21 protein-coding genes are annotated in these 17,107 nt (G+C 57.5%); 13 read left to right on the forward strand and 8 right to left on the reverse strand.

Going from position 1 to position 17,107, the window contains the following annotated elements; genetic code table 11:
* Positions 1-81: 81 nt before the first annotated feature.
* The 5 genes from bssS to mdtH all read right to left on the reverse strand — a co-directional run bounded on the left by bssS (position 82) and on the right by mdtH (position 3,974).
* Positions 82-336 carry a biofilm formation regulator BssS gene (gene bssS, locus GNG26_RS08170; protein WP_103179063.1) on the reverse strand — a complete coding sequence of 85 codons (255 nt, stop codon included), beginning with the start codon at positions 334-336 and terminating at the stop codon, positions 82-84.
* Positions 337-609: 273 nt separating this feature from the next.
* A complete protein-coding gene (gene dinI, locus GNG26_RS08175; protein WP_103823692.1) occupies positions 610-855 on the reverse strand; it encodes a DNA damage-inducible protein I in 246 nt (81 codons plus the stop codon).
* Positions 856-929: 74 nt separating this feature from the next.
* Complete coding sequence (gene pyrC, locus GNG26_RS08180; protein WP_114388431.1) at positions 930-1,976, reverse strand: dihydroorotase; 1,047 nt, start codon at positions 1,974-1,976, stop codon at positions 930-932.
* A gap of 109 nt (positions 1,977-2,085) precedes the next feature.
* Positions 2,086-2,646, reverse strand: a complete 561-nt coding sequence (locus GNG26_RS08185) for a lipoprotein (RefSeq protein ID WP_114315358.1) — start codon at positions 2,644-2,646, stop codon at positions 2,086-2,088.
* Positions 2,647-2,765: 119 nt separating this feature from the next.
* Positions 2,766-3,974, reverse strand: coding sequence for a multidrug efflux MFS transporter MdtH (mdtH, locus tag GNG26_RS08190; protein WP_156238377.1), 1,209 nt, complete (start codon positions 3,972-3,974; stop codon positions 2,766-2,768).
* Between the two features lie 358 nt (positions 3,975-4,332).
* Between mdtH and rimJ the strand changes: the two genes are divergently transcribed.
* The 4 genes from rimJ to murJ all read left to right on the forward strand — a co-directional run bounded on the left by rimJ (position 4,333) and on the right by murJ (position 8,189).
* Entirely contained in the window at positions 4,333-4,917 is a 585-nt protein-coding gene (rimJ, locus tag GNG26_RS08195) for a ribosomal protein S5-alanine N-acetyltransferase (protein ID WP_103179068.1), read from the forward strand.
* A 9-nt stretch (positions 4,918-4,926) separates the two neighbouring features.
* Positions 4,927-5,577 (forward strand): YceH family protein, encoded by a 651-nt coding sequence (locus GNG26_RS08200; protein ID WP_156238378.1) that lies wholly within the window; start codon positions 4,927-4,929, stop codon positions 5,575-5,577.
* A 2-nt stretch (positions 5,578-5,579) separates the two neighbouring features.
* Positions 5,580-6,503 (forward strand): Gfo/Idh/MocA family protein, encoded by a 924-nt coding sequence (locus GNG26_RS08205; protein WP_103823697.1) that lies wholly within the window; start codon positions 5,580-5,582, stop codon positions 6,501-6,503.
* A 150-nt stretch (positions 6,504-6,653) separates the two neighbouring features.
* A complete protein-coding gene (gene murJ / locus GNG26_RS08210) occupies positions 6,654-8,189 on the forward strand; it encodes a murein biosynthesis integral membrane protein MurJ (protein ID WP_156238379.1) in 1,536 nt (511 codons plus the stop codon).
* 55 nt (positions 8,190-8,244) lie between these two features.
* On the opposite strand, the gene flgN is transcribed toward murJ, so the two are convergent.
* The 3 genes from flgN to flgA form a co-directional block, all read right to left on the reverse strand.
* Positions 8,245-8,667, reverse strand: a complete 423-nt coding sequence (gene flgN / locus GNG26_RS08215; RefSeq protein WP_156238380.1) for a flagella biosynthesis chaperone FlgN — start codon at positions 8,665-8,667, stop codon at positions 8,245-8,247.
* Positions 8,668-8,674: 7 nt separating this feature from the next.
* Positions 8,675-8,962 carry a flagellar biosynthesis anti-sigma factor FlgM gene (flgM, locus tag GNG26_RS08220; protein WP_103179073.1) on the reverse strand — a complete coding sequence of 96 codons (288 nt, stop codon included), beginning with the start codon at positions 8,960-8,962 and terminating at the stop codon, positions 8,675-8,677.
* Between the two features lie 94 nt (positions 8,963-9,056).
* Complete coding sequence (flgA, locus tag GNG26_RS08225; protein WP_156238381.1) at positions 9,057-9,713, reverse strand: flagellar basal body P-ring formation chaperone FlgA; 657 nt, start codon at positions 9,711-9,713, stop codon at positions 9,057-9,059.
* Between the two features lie 160 nt (positions 9,714-9,873).
* Here flgA and flgB point away from each other — a divergent pair, with 160 nt between their 5' ends.
* The 9 genes from flgB to flgJ are packed head-to-tail and all read left to right on the forward strand — an operon-like array spanning position 9,874 to position 17,091.
* Positions 9,874-10,293, forward strand: a complete 420-nt coding sequence (gene flgB / locus GNG26_RS08230) for a flagellar basal body rod protein FlgB (RefSeq protein ID WP_103179075.1) — start codon at positions 9,874-9,876, stop codon at positions 10,291-10,293.
* Complete coding sequence (flgC, locus tag GNG26_RS08235) at positions 10,293-10,697, forward strand: flagellar basal body rod protein FlgC (RefSeq protein WP_103179076.1); 405 nt, start codon at positions 10,293-10,295, stop codon at positions 10,695-10,697. The genes flgB and flgC overlap by 1 nt, the downstream gene beginning before the upstream one ends.
* 11 nt (positions 10,698-10,708) lie before the next feature.
* Positions 10,709-11,413, forward strand: coding sequence for a flagellar hook assembly protein FlgD (gene flgD / locus GNG26_RS08240; RefSeq protein WP_103179077.1), 705 nt, complete (start codon positions 10,709-10,711; stop codon positions 11,411-11,413).
* A gap of 26 nt (positions 11,414-11,439) precedes the next feature.
* Positions 11,440-12,702: a flagellar hook protein FlgE gene (gene flgE, locus GNG26_RS08245; RefSeq protein ID WP_156238382.1), complete on the forward strand. Its 1,263-nt coding sequence runs from the start codon at positions 11,440-11,442 to the stop codon at positions 12,700-12,702.
* A gap of 20 nt (positions 12,703-12,722) precedes the next feature.
* Positions 12,723-13,478, forward strand: coding sequence for a flagellar basal body rod protein FlgF (locus tag GNG26_RS08250; protein WP_103179079.1), 756 nt, complete (start codon positions 12,723-12,725; stop codon positions 13,476-13,478).
* An 11-nt stretch (positions 13,479-13,489) separates the two neighbouring features.
* Positions 13,490-14,272: a flagellar basal-body rod protein FlgG gene (gene flgG / locus GNG26_RS08255; protein WP_032617536.1), complete on the forward strand. Its 783-nt coding sequence runs from the start codon at positions 13,490-13,492 to the stop codon at positions 14,270-14,272.
* A gap of 57 nt (positions 14,273-14,329) precedes the next feature.
* The gene (gene flgH / locus GNG26_RS08260) at positions 14,330-15,028 is read left to right on the forward strand and encodes a flagellar basal body L-ring protein FlgH (protein ID WP_039028917.1); all 699 of its coding nucleotides are present in this window, start codon (positions 14,330-14,332) and stop codon (positions 15,026-15,028) included.
* Between the two features lie 12 nt (positions 15,029-15,040).
* A complete protein-coding gene (locus tag GNG26_RS08265) occupies positions 15,041-16,138 on the forward strand; it encodes a flagellar basal body P-ring protein FlgI (RefSeq protein WP_103179080.1) in 1,098 nt (365 codons plus the stop codon).
* A complete protein-coding gene (gene flgJ / locus GNG26_RS08270; protein WP_156238383.1) occupies positions 16,138-17,091 on the forward strand; it encodes a flagellar assembly peptidoglycan hydrolase FlgJ in 954 nt (317 codons plus the stop codon). The genes GNG26_RS08265 and flgJ overlap by 1 nt, the downstream gene beginning before the upstream one ends.
* The last annotated feature ends 16 nt before the right edge of the window (positions 17,092-17,107 follow it).

The raw sequence follows: 17,107 nt of genomic DNA on the forward strand, positions 1-17,107 counted from the left end.
TAATTAAGAAGGCAGGGTTATACAAGGGAGAAATAAACGAGGCACCGTGAGGTGCCTGTTGGGTGAAAAAGTGTCGTGACGCTAGTGTCGCCGGTACTCATTTTCCTGGTAGTCACTGGATTCTATTTTTGCAATACCGGCTTCTAGAATAGAAATAAACTGACGTGCGACATCTGTGGTTAACCACAACGTCTGCCCAACTTCCGCTTCTTCGGTGTCAGGGTGATTTGGGGTCTGGTAATGCAAACGCAGCATCAGTGCGTCGTAGCTATCTACAGTGCTGATATCCCAGCCTACAAGCGGATGGGTCTGGATGACTTCATTATTCTTTTCCATCATAACCCCCTGAATACGTGTTAAAAAGATAACGACTGTGAGGTTCAATGCGTGTTTTTCTGAAGCAATTTCAGTATATCAATAAATAAGGCTTCTTAAGGGAAAAAGAAACAGGCAGTCCAAAATATTTATGCGTTTTAGGATTGTTTGAACATTAAAACGTCACCTTGCCGATGATTTTTGACATAGTCAGTCAGAATATTCGTGCTTTTGACGTGAAAAGAGGAAAAAAAGCCGGGGCGACCCGGCAAAAAAACACAATGAAGGAGAAATTTAATCGGTAATAAACCAGTCGTCAGCGCTCTCCCAGGTTTCCTGTAAAATTTCGCTGATGCGCTCTTTATCATCTTTTGCGCCACCGATGACCGAGAGATTGTTTGACCCCGCATAACGCACGGTGACAGCACCTTCGCGTTCGGGAAAGGAGTTGTTTATACGGCGGGATAATTCACCCGCCAGTGCATCCAGCGCACCAGCAGGCAAAGGCGTTGTTCTGGCAATGGTCACTTCAATACGCATAATTGCCCCCTGTGTTATATACTGTGTATTTATACAGTTATATTGTTGAACTTACAACAGGGGGCAAACAATTTTTAACGCTTCACCGTCCACTGTACGGTTTCACCTGCGAGGAAGGGGATCAGGGTGTCGTCGGTCAGGGGGATAGACTCCGCGACGCTGCTCTCTTCGCGCACCAGCTCAACAAAGCTCTCATTCACTGGCAGACCATAGAAACGCGGCCCGTTCAGGGAGCAGAACGCCTCGAAATGTTGCAGGGCATTCATCTCGTCAAACACCTGCGCGTAGCTGGCAAGGGCGGTCGGGGCGTTAAAGCAGCCTGCACAGCCGCAGCTGGCCTCTTTCCGATGACGGGCATGGGGCGCGGAGTCGGTGCCGAGGAAGGCGCGCTCAAAGCCGCTGGCAACCAGTTCGCGTAGCGCCTGCTGGTGGACATTGCGTTTGAGGATCGGCAGGCAGTACAGGTGCGGACGCACGCCGCCCACCAGCATATGGTTGCGGTTGAACATCAGGTGCTGCGGGGTGATAGTGGCCGCCAGAAGTTCATTGCCATCACGCACGTACTCCGCGGCATCTTTGGTGGTGATGTGTTCAAACACCACTTTCAGACCTGGCAGGCGCTGGCGCAGCGGCTCCATCACGGTTTCGATGAAGCGGGCTTCACGGTCGAAAATGTCGATGTCGGCGTGAGTCACTTCGCCGTGCACCAGCAGCGGCATCCCCAGTTTTTCCATACGCTCCAGCACCGGCATAATCGCGTCAATGCTGGTGACACCGTGGCTGGAGTTGGTGGTGGCGTTGGCCGGATAGAGTTTGGCGGCGGTAAAGACCCCTTCGCTAAAGCCGCGCTCAATCTCATTCGGATCGAGCGTGTCGGTCAGATAACAGGTCATCAGCGGGGTAAAATCGTGGCCGGCAGGCACGGCATCAAGAATGCGCTGGCGATAGGCGATCGCCGCATCGACCGTGGTGACCGGCGGCACCAGGTTTGGCATGACAATCGCGCGGCCATAAATTTCACTGGTATACGGCACGACGGTTTTCAGCATATCGCCATCGCGAAGATGGATATGCCAGTCGTCTGGGCGGCGGATTTTCAAAACCTGGGATTGTGCAGTCATGGATAGGCTCCGGCTGAGTGAGATGATTTTTGCCGGACACAAAGAATAGGGGGAAACGTTTTCGTTTGCACTCTTTTCTGTAAAAAAAGGCGCCGAAGCGCCTCACAGGTTAATCGACGAAGGGGATGACAATCTCACCCGGCTTCACTTCGATACCTTTTGCATACTTTTTCGCCAGTGCTTCGCCCTGGCTGTTGTCTTCGCTCAGGATATAAGCCGGCTGGTGATTAAAGTAGTTTTGCAGGGACTGGTTCAGGTACGGCATCAGCGTCTGCAGAACCGGCTTCATCTTCTCCGGCGAGACCACGGCGTCGGTGATCTCCATCTGTTGCAGATAGATGGCGCCCTGATCCTTATTAAAGACCGGCAACGCTTTTAACTTCAGCTTGATATTGGCTTTCTGGCTGCCGAACAGCGAATTCATATCCAGACTGGCATCGCCGGAGAGCATCACTTTGTTTGGCTCTTCGCGGCCAATCTGGCTGGCAAGATTGCTCAGGACGATATGCGCATCGGCGACGCCGGGCACACCGATATCTTTCGCAAAGTTATTGCGCTTCTGCAGGGCCTGGTTGATCTCCTGTTCACTGACCGTGTACTGGGTGAGCTGATTACAACCAACCAGCAGACCGCTGATGATCAATGCAGTGGCAATAACAATCTTTTTCATGGTTTTCCTCGACATACTGGCGCTTCAATCCTGACGCGCCAGTATGTCAGGGGAGTGTCCCTCAGACCAGCAGAATAAACTGATAACGGCGAAGAACAGGAATAGTGCCTGAGTCCCGGTCAGGCTCCGGGCTCCAGCACGCCGGGTACAGCGCGCTTGTGGCTGAACTGCCAGCCCAGCGCGAAGAAGGTGGTTACCCCAATCAAAGTCAGCATCATCCACGGCAGTTCAGGCTGGTTAAAGGCTTTCCCGGCATCGAACAGCCAGCCGCCCCCGGCATAGCCCAGCGCGCCACCAATCGCCAGACCGAGACGGCTGAAGCCCATATAGCTGCCCCGCGCGCGCGGATCGGCCAGCTCGGCGCTCAGCGTTTCACGGGCGGGTTCGGCGATGATGGAGCCGATATAGAAGGTGCAAATCAGCATAAACAGCTGTTGCAGGGAGCTCACCATCCCAATGGGCAGCATGCTCAGGGACATCAGCAGCAGGCCCGCCATCAGGCGATGCTCCAGGCGGAAGCGTTTTTCGCTCCAGCGGGCAATAGGGTAGAGCAGGGTGAGGGAGAGGCAGGCCTCAATGGCGTACATCCACTTCACCGCCGCCGGCGAGCCGGCAATATCGTTAACCATGATCGGCAGCATCAGCATCACCTGTACGCCGAGCATGTAATAGCCCGCCAGGGTCAGCACATAGGTGATAAAGCGTTTGTCGCGCCAGACGCGATCGAGCCCTTCCCTTACCGGCGCTTTGACGGTAGAGAGCTTCCAGGCGGGCAGCAGCCAGGCGTTAAAGGCCGCACACAGAATAAACAGCACTGCACCCGTGGCGCAGACCAGCCGAAAATCGTACTGCAACAGCCAGCTTCCCAGCAGCGCCCCCACCACCGCGCCCGCGCTGTCCTGCATCATCAGCAGCGAGAAAAAACGCCCGCGATGCCGGGGACGGATCAGCTTCACAACAAGCGCCGTGCGCGGCGGATCGAACAGCGTGCCGCCCAGCCCGGAGACAATACAGGAGACCCATAGCAGCCAGGGTTCATGGGCAATCGCCATGGTGGCAAAACCCGCCGCCCGCAGCAGCATGCCGGTGACAATCATCGGTTTGGCACCAAAGCGGTCGGCAATCGCGCCGCCAAACACCCCCAGCCCCTGCTGGACAAACTGGCGCAGCCCCAGCGCAATGCCGACCATCAATGCCGCCCAGCCCATCTGATCGACAAAGCGAATGGAGATGAGCGGAAAAACGACAAAAAAGCCGAGCACAACCAGCATGTTATCAACAAGCAGGAAATATTTACCCAGGCTCCGGGCCTGTGAGATATGGGACATTTCCCCTCCAGGGAAATATACCCGTCATACTTCAAGTTGCCGGTGCGTTGGCCTCCTCGCTCACCCCTGTCACTTACCGGAGTAAGCTCCAGGGGATTCGCTGCGTCGCCGCCTTCCTGCAACTCGAATTATTTAGGGTATCAAGATAATGAGCGCGCTAATATTTTGCGGTTTCGCCGGGTTTTTTCCCACTGCGCAGGCGACAATATTTTTTTATCAAAAAGGCACTTTGATTGAGGGTTTTCATCGAAAAATGTGAAAAGTCTTCAAAATGGTATGTCGCTGTTTTCCCAGACGGCAGCGGCGCAGGTATAGTAAAGCTAACGGGTCAAGGTTGTAACATGAAGGAGTTGTATCCATGTTTGGCTATCGCAGTAATGTGCCGAAAGTGCGTCTGACGACCGACCGGCTGGTGGTTCGCCTCGTGCATGAGCGTGATGCCTGGCGTCTGGCGGACTACTACGCTGAGAATCGTCAGTTTTTAAAACCCTGGGAACCCGTGCGGGATGAGAGCCACTGCTATCCTTCCGGCTGGCAGGCCCGGCTGAGCATGATCGCCGAGTTTCACAAGCAGGGCTCGGCGTTCTACTTTGCTCTGCTGGATCCCGATGAAAAAGAGATCATCGGCATCGCCAACTTCTCTAACGTGGTGCGGGGCTCGTTTCATGCCTGCTATCTGGGGTACTCCATCGGGCAAAAATGGCAGGGGCAGGGGCTGATGTTTGAGGCGCTGACCTCGGCAATCCGCTATATGCAACGTACCCAGCATATGCACCGCATTATGGCCAACTATATGCCGCACAATCAGCGCAGCGGCGGTCTGCTGGCGCGCCTCGGATTTGAAAAGGAAGGCTACGCCAAAGATTACCTGCTGATTGACGGCGAATGGCGCGATCATGTCCTGACGGCGCTGACAACCAAAGAGTGGAGCGCGGGGCGCTAAGGAACAGAGATGAAATACCAGTTAAGCGCCACAGAAGCGCGCGTCATTGGCTGCCTGCTGGAGAAGCAGGTCACGACGCCGGAGCAGTATCCGCTCTCGGTAAATGCGGTCACCCTGGCCTGCAACCAAAAAACCAACCGTGAACCGGTGATGAACCTTGCCGAACATGAGGTACAGGATCTGCTGGATGCGCTGGTGAAACGCCACTACCTGCGCACTGTCAGTGGCTTTGGCAATCGCGTCACCAAGTATGAGCAGCGTTTTTGCAACTCCGAGTTTGGCGCCCTGAAGCTAAACTCCGCCGAAGTGGCGCTGATCGCCACCCTGCTGCTGCGCGGGGCGCAGACCCCTGGCGAGCTGCGCACCCGGGCGGCGCGCATGCATGAATTCGCCGATATGCAGGAGGTGGAGCAGACACTCGAAGGCCTGGCGGCAAGAGAAGATGGCCCGTTTGTCCTGCGTCTGGCGCGCGAGCCCGGCAAGCGTGAAAGCCGCTATATGCATCTTTTCAGCGGAGAGGTTGAAACCATCGCCGCCGTCGTTGAGGCAGCGGCTCCCGCCACGGAAGAAACCTTACTGGCCCGCGTTGAAACGCTGGAAAACGAAGTCGAAGAACTGAAGCAGCGCCTCGATTCGCTGCTGGCACATCTGGGAGATTAACGGTGACAAAATTACGTGTGGGCGTGGTAGGGCTGGGTGGGATCGCCCAGAAAGCCTGGCTGCCGGTGCTGAGCGCCGCATCAGACTGGACATTGCAGGGGGCATGGTCGCCCTCGCGGGATAAGGCGATCAGGATCTGTGAATCGCTGCGTATGCCTTACTATGAGTCGTTGCAGGATCTGGCCCGCGCCTGTGATGCGGTCTTTGTCCATACTTCCACCGCCACCCATTACCAGGTGGTTAGCGAGCTACTGCATGCCGGGGTGCATGTCTGTGTTGATAAACCGCTGGCGGATAATCTGGCCGACGCCGAGCGCCTGGTCGATCTCGCCGCGCAGAAGAAGCTCACTCTGATGGTCGGGTTTAACCGTCGCTTTGCGCCGCTCTATCAGCAGCTGAAAAACGGGCTTCAGGGGGCGGCATCGCTGCGCATGGATAAGCATCGCGCCGACAGCGTCGGCCCCAACGATCTGCGTTTTACCCTGCTGGATGATTATCTGCACGTGGTGGACACCGCGCTGTGGCTGGCGGGAGATAATGCGCGTCTCACCGGCGGCACGCTGCAAACCAACGAGCAGGGGGCGATGATCTATGCCGAGCACCATTTCAGCACGGGCAATATGCAGATCACCACCTCCATGCACCGCCGGGCAGGCAGCCAGCGGGAGTGGGTCCAGGCGGTGACGGACGGCGCGCTGCTGGACGTGACCGATATGCGCGAGTGGCGCGAAGAGCGGGGCGCTGGAGTGGTTACGCCGGCTATTCCTGGCTGGCAGAGCACCCTGGAGCAGCGTGGTTTTGCGGGCTGCGCGCGCCACTTTATTGAATGTGTGCAAAATCAGACGGTTCCTGAAACCTCGGGTGAACAGGCGATCCGCGCCCAGCGCATCGTGGAGAAGCTCTGGCGCGATGCCATGAGCGAATAACCCTCTGTAACATCTGCCCATAGCAATTCCTGTTTTTACGAGTAGACTAGGCGCGTTTTGCGTTTTCCAGGCCGGGTAAGCATAGCGATACCCGGCGAAATTACGCCTGCTTTGCAGGCGTTTTGTTTCAGGTAGTGGAAGCTCACGTTAATGAACCTATTAAAATCGCTGGCCGCCGTCAGCTCGATGACCATGTTTTCGCGCGTGCTGGGTTTTGCGCGCGACGCCATTGTGGCGCGGGTCTTTGGCGCAGGGATGGCCACTGACGCCTTTTTTGTCGCGTTCAAACTGCCCAACCTGCTGCGTCGAATTTTTGCCGAAGGCGCCTTTTCCCAGGCGTTTGTGCCTATCCTCGCGGAATACAAAAGCAAGCAGGGTGAAGACGCCACCAGGGTCTTTGTCGCGTATGTGTCGGGGCTGTTGACCCTCGCGCTGGCCATCGTCACCGTGATTGGGATGCTGGCAGCACCCTGGGTGATTATGGTGACCGCCCCCGGCTTTGCCGATACCGCCGACAAGTTTGCCCTGACCACGCAGCTGCTGCGCATCACCTTTCCTTATATTCTGCTGATCTCCCTGGCATCTCTGGTCGGGGCCATCCTCAACACCTGGAACCGCTTCTCGGTACCGGCCTTTGCGCCGACCTTCCTTAACGTCAGCATGATCGGCTTTGCGCTGTTTGCCGCGCCGCACTTCCATCCGCCAGTACTGGCGTTGGCCTGGGCGGTGACGGTAGGGGGCGTGCTCCAGCTGGCGTATCAACTGCCGCACCTGAAGAAAATTGGCATGCTGGTGCTGCCGCGCATTAACCTGCGCGATGCCGGCGCGATGCGGGTGGTGAAGCAGATGGGCCCGGCGATCCTTGGCGTGTCGGTGAGCCAGATTTCACTCATCATCAACACCATCTTCGCCTCCTTCCTTGTCTCCGGGTCGGTATCCTGGATGTACTACGCCGATCGCCTGATGGAGTTTCCCTCCGGGGTGCTGGGGGTGGCGCTGGGTACGATCCTGCTGCCGTCACTCTCCCGCAGTTTCGCCAGCGGCAATCATGATGAATATTGCCGCCTGATGGACTGGGGGTTACGCCTCTGCTTCCTGCTGGCGCTGCCAAGCGCCGTGGCGCTGGGGATCCTGGCGAAACCACTCACCGTCTCCCTGTTCCAGTACGGGAAATTTTCCGCGTTTGATGCCGCCATGACCCAGCGAGCGCTGGTAGCCTATTCCGTCGGGCTGATAGGGCTTATCGTGGTGAAAGTGCTGGCTCCGGGCTTCTATTCGCGCCAGGACATCAAAACCCCGGTGAAGATCGCCATTGTGACGCTGATCATGACCCAGGTGATGAACCTTGCGTTTATCGGCCCGTTGAAGCATGCCGGTCTGTCGTTATCCATCGGCCTGGCGGCCTGTCTCAACGCCGGGCTGCTCTACTGGCAGCTGCGTAAGCAGCAGATCTTTACTCCGCAGCCGGGCTGGTCGCGCTTCCTGCTGCGTCTGGTGATTGCGGTGCTGGTGATGGCGGCCGCCCTGGTGGGGATGCTCTACGTAATGCCAGACTGGTCGCTGGGCACCATGCCATATCGTCTGCTGCGCCTGATGGCGGTCGTGCTGGTGGGGGTAGTGGCCTACTTCGCCACCCTCGCGGTGCTGGGCTTTAAGGTGAAAGAGTTTACCCGCCGCACGGCGTAACGCAAAAAAAGGGGAGCGCCTGTCGGTGCTCCCCATTCCTGTGGCTATCGCCTGTTTAAATCGAAATTTTCTTTCCGCCGCTGCGTGAGCTGGCTGTCTGGCCATCGGCGCCATACAGTCCTGTCTCCTGATGCGGCTTAAGCACGGCAAGTGCCTGCTGGTTACGAAGGATTTGCCCTTCCAGTAACCACCCGTTGTGCTGATTCAGATCGCGCAGATGCTGCGTTTTTTCAGTAATAGTTTGCCAGCGTTCGACGACATCATCATTTGCACTATGGCGCACGGATTGCTCGCTGCGTCGCTGCTGTTCAAGGTAATCCAGCGTGGCCAGCAGTGAGCTTTTATCTTCTGTAATGCGCTGCAGCGCGCTGCCATGAACATTTCCGGCAGAGAGCTGCTGCTGTTCGGCGTCCATGACCGTTTTCAGGTCGTTCAACACGACCGTCATTTGATCCATTATTTCCGTCAGACGACTCATACAGTGGTTACTCTAAGAAACTTTGCGCATCCTGGATCAGCGCATCAGCGATTTTACTGGTATCCATTTTCAGCTCGCCATTGCGAATGGCGGTTTTCAGCGCTTCAACACGCTCCATGTTGATATCGTTGCTACCAGGCTGCATCAGTTTCGCCTGGGCATCGCTCAGCGTGACGCTGGTGCTGTTGGCGGTCGCCGATTTTTGCGGGCGAGTCTTTGCAGTGGCAGTGTCATTCATTTCGCGCGGTTGAACTGGGCTAACCGGCTTCAGGGGCGATGTACGATCAATGCTCATTATGTTGTCCTCATCGAGGGTTCGCGGCGTTGGCGCCTGACATCATCATTAAGTTACTTCTATATCGGCAGCCGCCGCATAATCTTTAAAAAGATTATAGGTTAATCAGAATATTCCCATCAGGATCCACCGTTCCGCTCACCACCTGGCCCGAAGACATTCTCACCCGGGCGTTTTGCGCAACCGCCGCATTGTTTAGCGCCTGACCTTCACCGTTAACGCTAAAGCCGTCGCCGCTGGCGATAACCATCACCCGCTGCCCGGCTTTGATCCGCCATGATTGACGCAGCATCGATAGCTGCAAAGGCTGCCCTGGCACCAGATCGCGCAGGCTGACGGCATTCTGCACCTGATGAATATCCAGGATGGCCCGGGGTGGAAGCTGATCCAGCCTGCCGCGCTTCAGCGTCACGCTGTCCGGCTGCAGGGCGGCACCCCGGGGGATACTCCGGGACGCGACAACATAATCGCCCGTCGCCTGAACTGCAACCTGTATAAATCGTTTTTCATTGCCACATCGTGCGGTAACGCTGACGTTGCCCCACAGCTTCGTGTTGCCGATAACGCTGAATGCAGGCGTCTCGCACGAAGGACGCATGCTGGCGGGTGTGCGAACCTGCACCGAAACCTCATCGCTGAACCCCGCCAGCCGCTGGGCAAAAAATTCCGTCAGCTGGGCGTCAAGATCCTGCGCCTGCGTGAGGGCGCTCCAGAGGAGCAGGGTTGCGGTGAAACCACGTTTGAGTGCCATATCGCCCGTTACCGTCGGTTTAATGATGAGCAGAATTCTACCTGTAGCGGTTTGTCATCAACGCAATAAATAGCGACGCATTTTGTGCTTATTCCGTCGATGAAGTAGACGGGGTGAGATTTAAGCTATCCACTGAAATTTTGCCATCAGCGGAGGAGACATGCTCGATAAACTCGACGCCGCGCTACGTTTTCAGCAGGAAGCGCTCAATTTACGCGCCCAGCGTCAGGAGATTCTGGCCGCCAATATCGCTAACGCCGACACCCCCGGGTTTCAGGCGCGCGATATCGATTTTTCCAGTGAATTAAAGAAAGTGATGGAGCGCGGTCGGGCCGAAAATAGCGGTGTCGCCCTTGCGCTGACGTCTGCACGCCACATTCCCGCACAGACCGTGACCACCCCGAGTATCGATTTACTTTATCGCATTCCCGATCAGCCATCCCTGGACGGTAACACCGTCGATATGGACCGGGAGCGTACGCAGTTCGCCGATAACAGCCTGCAGTACCAGATGGGGCTGACCGTTCTCGGCGGGCAGATTAAAGGCATGATGAATGTTCTGCAGGGAGGCAATGGTTAATGGCCTTACTCAATATCTTTGATATCGCGGGTTCAGCGCTGACCGCGCAATCGCAACGACTGAACGTCGCCGCCAGTAACCTGGCGAACGCCGACAGCGTGGCGGGTCCGGACGGGCAACCTTATCGCGCCAAACAGGTGGTGTTCCAGGTCGATGCCGCACCGGGCGCCGCAACCGGCGGGGTAAAAGTCGCCAGCGTAATTGAGAGCCAGGCACCGGACAAGCTGGTCTACGAGCCGGGCAACCCGCTGGCGGACGCCAACGGCTACGTCAAAATGCCGAACGTGGATGTGGTAGGCGAGATGGTGAACACCATGTCAGCGTCCCGCAGCTACCAGGCCAACGTTGAAGTACTGAACACCGTGAAGAGCATGATGCTTAAAACGCTCACTCTGGGCCAGTAAAGGAGAGATCAATGTCCATTGCAGTCAATGTAAATGACAGGTCGAGTGCCACAGGCGTCAGCGGCACTACCGGCAACAGTTCGCTTACCGGCAGCAACGCGTCCGATCTGCAAAGCAGCTTCCTGACGCTGCTGGTCGCACAGCTGAAAAACCAGGATCCAACCAACCCGATGCAGAACAACGAACTGACCACGCAGCTTGCGCAGATCAGTACGGTGAGCGGCATCGAGAAACTGAATACCACGCTGGGTTCTATTTCCGGGCAGCTCGACAGCAGCCAGTCGATGCAGGCCAGCACGCTGATTGGGCATGGCGTGATGATCCCGGGCTCCACCATTCTGGCAGGCAGCAGCAGTACCGACGGCACCAGCACCACCTCCACCACGCCGTTTGGTGTTGAGCTGCAGCAGAGCGCCGACAAAGTGACCGCCACCATCACCGACAGAAACGGTGCGGTGGTTCGCACTATTGATATCGGCGAACTGAAAGCCGGTGTTCATACCTTTACCTGGGACGGCACGATGACCGACGGCAGCAGTGCGCCAAATGGTTCGTATAACGTTGCTATCTCCGCCAGCAGCGGCAGTACGCAGCTGGTGGCCCAGCCACTGCAGTTCGCGATGGTGCAGGGTGTGATCCGCAGCAGCAACGGTAACACGTTGGATCTGGGGACTTACGGTACAACTACGCTCGACGAAGTTCGGCAGATTATATAAGCCTTAACCTTTATCAGGAGTAACAAATGGCCTTTTCACAAGCGGTCAGCGGCCTGAATGCTGCAGCCACTAACCTCGACGTCATTGGTAACAACATTGCCAACTCCGCGACCTATGGCTTTAAGTCTGGTAGCGCGTCGTTCGCAGATATGTTCGCCGGTTCCAAAGTCGGTCTGGGCGTAAAAGTCGCCGGGATCACTCAGGACTTCAGCGACGGTACCACCACTAATACCGGTCGTGGTCTGGACGTGGCGATCAGCCAGAACGGTTTCTTCCGTATGCTCGACAGCAACGGTTCCGTCTATTACAGCCGTAACGGCCAGTTCAGCCTGGACGAAAACCGCAACCTGGTAAACATGCAGGGTCTGCAGGTGACCGGCTATCCGGCAGCGGGTAGCCCGCCAACGGTACAGACCGGCGCGAATCCGCAGCCGATCACCATTCCTAACAATCTGATGTCGGCAAAAGCGACCAGCACCGCAGCGCAGCAGATCAACCTGAACTCCACGGACAGCGTGCCTAACATTCCGTTTGACGCCACAACCGCCAACCCGGACTCGGACAGCTATAACAAGAAAGGCACCATCACCGTTTATGACGAACAGGGTAATGCCCACAACATGTATGTCTACTACGTAAAAACGGCGGACAACAAGTGGGATCTCTACACCCAGGACGGTAGTGCCGCGAACGGCCAGATCACCAAATCTGCCCAGATGAGCTTCGACCCCAACGGTAACCTGGAAGGGATCTATAACTACAGCCCAGCCGGTGTTTTGAGTGCGACGCCAAACGCCAACCCGGCCATTAACGTGACCACCGATCCGCTGAGCGGCGCGCTGCCAGTGACCTTCACCCTGAGCTTCCTGAATTCCATGCAGCAGAACACCGGGGCGAACAACATCGTGGCGACCAACCAGAACGGCTACCGCCCGGGCGACCTGGTGAGCTATCAGATCAACGACGACGGCACCGTGGTAGGTAACTACTCCAACGAACAGAACCAGGTGCTGGGTCAGATCGTACTGGCAAACTTCGCCAACAACGAAGGTCTGCAGTCAGAAGGGAACAACGTCTGGTCTGCCACGCAGTCTTCAGGCGTGGCGCTGCTGGGCACCGCAGGTTCCGGTAACTTCGGTACCCTGACCAACGGCGCGCTGGAAGCCTCCAACGTCGACCTGAGTAAAGAGCTGGTCAATATGATCGTCGCACAGCGTAACTATCAGTCGAACGCGCAGACCATCAAAACCCAGGATCAGATCCTCAACACGCTGGTTAACCTCCGCTAAGTGGCTGACGGGATAGCTTAATGGATCACGCAATATATACCGCGATGGGCGCCGCCAGTCAGACGCTCAATCAGCAGGCCGTCACCGCCAGCAACCTGGCGAACGCCTCGACGCCGGGCTTTCGCGCGCAGCTCAATGCGATGCGCGCCGTCCCGGTGGAAGGGCTCTCCCTGCCGACGCGTACGCTGGTGACCGCCTCCACCCCGGGAGCCGATATGACGCCCGGGCAGATGGACTACACCTCGCGCCCGCTCGATGTGGCGCTGCAGCAGGACGGCTGGCTGGCGGTTCAGACCGCAGACGGCGGTGAAGGCTACACCCGTAACGGGAACATCCAGGTGGACGCGGTCGGGCAACTGACCATCCAGGGACGTCCGGTTATTGGTGAAGGTGGCCCGATCACCGTGCCGGAAGGCTCGGAGATCACCATCGCGGCCGACGGCACCATCTCCGCCCTGAACCCGGGCGATCCGCCAAACACCGTCGCCCCGGTTGGCCGCCTGAAGCTGGTAAAAGCCGAAGGTTTTGAAGTGCAGCGTGGCGACGACGGCATGTTCCGTCTGACCCAGGCGGCGCAGGCTACCCGTGGCGCGACGTTACAGGCTGACCCAACCATTCGCGTCATGTCTGGCGTGCTGGAAGGCAGTAACGTTAAGCCGGTGACCGCGATGACCGACATGATCGCCAGCGCCCGCCGTTTTGAAATGCAGATGAAGGTGATTTCCAGCGTTGATGAAAACGCCAGTCGCGCCAACCAACTGCTGTCAATGAGTTAACAGGACTACTTATGATCAGTTCTTTATGGATCGCGAAAACCGGCCTCGATGCGCAGCAAACCAATATGGATGTCATCGCCAACAACCTGGCGAACGTCAGCACCAATGGGTTTAAGCGTCAGCGTGCGGTTTTCGAAGATTTGCTTTATCAAACCATTCGCCAGCCAGGAGCGCAGTCGTCTGAACAGACTACGCTGCCTTCCGGTCTGCAGATTGGTACCGGTGTTCGCCCGGTGGCGACTGAACGTCTGCACAGCCAGGGCAACCTCTCCCAGACCAACAACAGCAAAGACGTGGCGATCAAGGGCCAGGGCTTCTTTCAGGTGCAGCTCCCGGACGGGACCTCTGCCTATACCCGTGACGGTTCGTTCCAGGTGGATCAGAACGGCCAGCTGGTGACCGCGGGCGGTTTCCAGGTGCAGCCGGCGATCACCATTCCCGCTAACGCCCTGAGCATTACCATCGGGCGTGACGGGATCGTGAGCGTGACCCAGCAGGGCCAGGCCGCGCCGGTGCAGGTTGGCCAGCTCAACCTGACCACCTTCATGAACGACACCGGTCTGGAAAGCATCGGTGAGAACCTGTACATCGAAACCCAGTCCTCCGGCGCGCCGAACGAGAGCACACCGGGTCTGAACGGTTCAGGTCTGCTCTATCAGGGGTATGTGGAAACCTCAAACGTCAACGTCGCGGAAGAGCTGGTGAATATGATCCAGGTTCAACGCGCGTACGAAATTAACAGTAAAGCAGTGTCGACGACCGACCAGATGCTGCAGAAACTGACGCAACTCTAAGGTGTAGCCCGGTGCGGTTCACGCCGCACCGGCTCCCTGTTTTCGAAGATGAAGGCAATGCAAAAACACGCGGCGATTCGTTATCCGATAGTGACTCTCCTGGCCGTTACCCTCAGCGGTTGCGCCTGGGTTCCGTCTCAACCTTTGGTGCAGGGTGCGACTTCCGCCCAACCCATTCCTGGCCCGACGCCGGTAGTGAATGGCTCAATTTTCCAGACCGCGCAGCCGATTAACTACGGTTATCAGCCGCTGTTTGAAGACCGTCGCCCACGCAATATCGGCGATACGCTGACCATCCAGCTGCAGGAAAACGTCAGCGCCAGTAAGAGCTCGTCGGCGAATGCCAGCCGCGACGGGAAAACCAATTTTGGCTTCGACACTGTGCCACGCTATCTCGAAGGACTCTTCGGTAACGCGCGCGCCGATGCCGAGGCGTCTGGCGGCAACTCCTTTAACGGTAAAGGCGGCGCCAATGCCAGCAACACCTTTAGCGGCACGTTGACGGTGACCGTCGACCAGGTGCTGGCGAACGGCAATTTACATGTAGTGGGTGAAAAACAGATCGCCATCAACCAGGGCACGGAATTCATTCGCTTCTCCGGTGTGGTTAACCCTCGCACCATCAGCGGCTCCAACACCGTACCGTCCACCCAGGTGGCCGATGCGCGCATTGAGTATGTCGGCAACGGCTACATCAATGAGGCGCAGAATATGGGCTGGTTGCAGCGTTTCTTCCTTAACTTATCACCGATGTAATCGAGGTGACCTATGTTTAAATCCCTCTTCGGGTTCCTGCTGGTGCTGGTGGCGACCTGTGCCCAGGCCGACCGTATTCGCGATCTCACAAGCGTACAGGGTGTGCGGGAAAACTCACTGATCGGTTACGGTCTGGTCGTGGGGCTTGACGGAACGGGTGACCAGACCACCCAGACGCCGTTCACGACCCAGAGTCTGAATAATATGCTCTCCCAGCTCGGCATCACGGTGCCCGCCGGGACCAACATGCAGCTGAAAAACGTGGCGGCGGTAATGGTCACCGCCTCTTTCCCGGCCTTTGCGCGCCAGGGGCAAACCATCGACGTGGTGGTCTCCTCCATGGGGAATGCGAAAAGCCTGCGCGGCGGGACTCTGCTGATGACCCCCCTGAAAGGGGTGGATAGCCAAGTGTATGCCCTGGCGCAGGGTAACATCCTTGTCGGCGGGGCGGGTGCCTCCGCAGGCGGCAGCAGCGTGCAGGTCAACCAGCTTAACGGCGGCCGTATTACCAACGGGGCGGTCATTGAGCGTGAACTGCCGACCCAGTTCGGCAGCGGCAACACCATAAACCTGCAGCTGAATAATGACGACTTCACCATGGCGCAGCAGATTGCGGACACCATCAACCGCAACCGTGGCTACGGCAGCGCCACCGCGCTGGATGCCCGCACCGTACAGATCCGCGTCTCCAGCGGCGGCAGTAACCAGGTGCGTCTGCTGGCGGATATCCAGAATATGGAAGTGAACGTTACGCCGCAGGATGCCAAAGTGATCATCAACTCCCGCACCGGCTCGGTGGTGATGAACCGTGAGGTGACGCTGGATAGCTGCGCCGTGGCGCAGGGCAACCTGTCGGTGACCGTCAACCGCTCGGCTAACGTCAGCCAGCCGGATACGCCGTTTGGCGGCGGTGAAACGGTGGTGACGCCGCAGACCCAGATCGATTTGCGTCAGAGCGGCGGCTCGCTGCAGAGCGTGCGCTCCAGCGCCAACCTGAACAACGTGGTACGTGCCCTGAACGCGCTGGGTGCCACCCCGATGGATCTGATGTCGATTCTGCAATCCATGCAGAGCGCGGGCTGCCTGCGCGCCAAACTGGAAATTATCTGATGCTGACCGATAGCAAACTGCTGAGCAGCGCGGCCTGGGATACCCAGTCGCTCAACGAACTGAAGTCTAAAGCGGGCAAAGATCCGGCGGGCAATATCCGTCCGGTTGCCCGCCAGGTGGAGGGGATGTTTGTCCAGATGATGCTGAAAAGTATGCGTGAAGCCCTGCCAAAAGATGGCATCTTCAGCAGCGACTCCACGCGTCTGTACACCAGCATGTATGACCAGCAGATTGCGCAGCAGATGACTGCCGGTAAAGGGTTAGGACTTGCCGATGTGATCGTTAAGCAGATGGCGGCCGCGCAGGGCGTGCCGCCAGAAGAGGCACCGCAGCAGGTGCCGATGAAGTTCGATCTGGAAAGGGTCACCAGCTATCAAAACCAGGCCCTGACGCAGATGGTGCGTAAAGCGGTGCCGAAGGTGCCTGAGAGCAATGATGAACCCCTTACCGGCGACAGCAAAGACTTTCTGGCCCAGCTCTCCCTGCCGGCGCGTCTCGCCAGCCAGCAGAGTGGGGTGCCGCATCACCTGATCCTCGCCCAGGCGGCGCTGGAGTCGGGCTGGGGACAACGGCAGATCCGCCGTGAGAACGGTGAGCCGAGCTTTAACATCTTTGGGGTGAAGGCCTCGGGGAGCTGGAAAGGGCCGACTACCGAGATCACCACCACCGAGTATGAAAACGGCGAAGCGAAGAAGATCAAAGCCAAATTCCGCGTCTACAGCTCCTATCTCGAGGCACTTTCAGACTATGTCGGCCTGTTGAGTCGTAACCCGCGCTATGCGGCCGTGACCCAGGCCGCGACGGCAGAGCAGGGTGCGCAGGCGTTGCAGAACGCGGGCTATGCCACCGATCCACATTATGCCCGCAAGCTGACCAGCATGATCCAGCAGCTTAAAGCGATGGGTGAAAAAGTCAGCAAAGCCTACAGCAACGATATCGAAAATCTGTTCTGAAAGTTCTCAAGTCCGG

Origin of the sequence: Leclercia sp. J807 (assembly GCF_009734465.1) — a bacterium.
Classification (GTDB): domain Bacteria; phylum Pseudomonadota; class Gammaproteobacteria; order Enterobacterales; family Enterobacteriaceae; genus Enterobacter.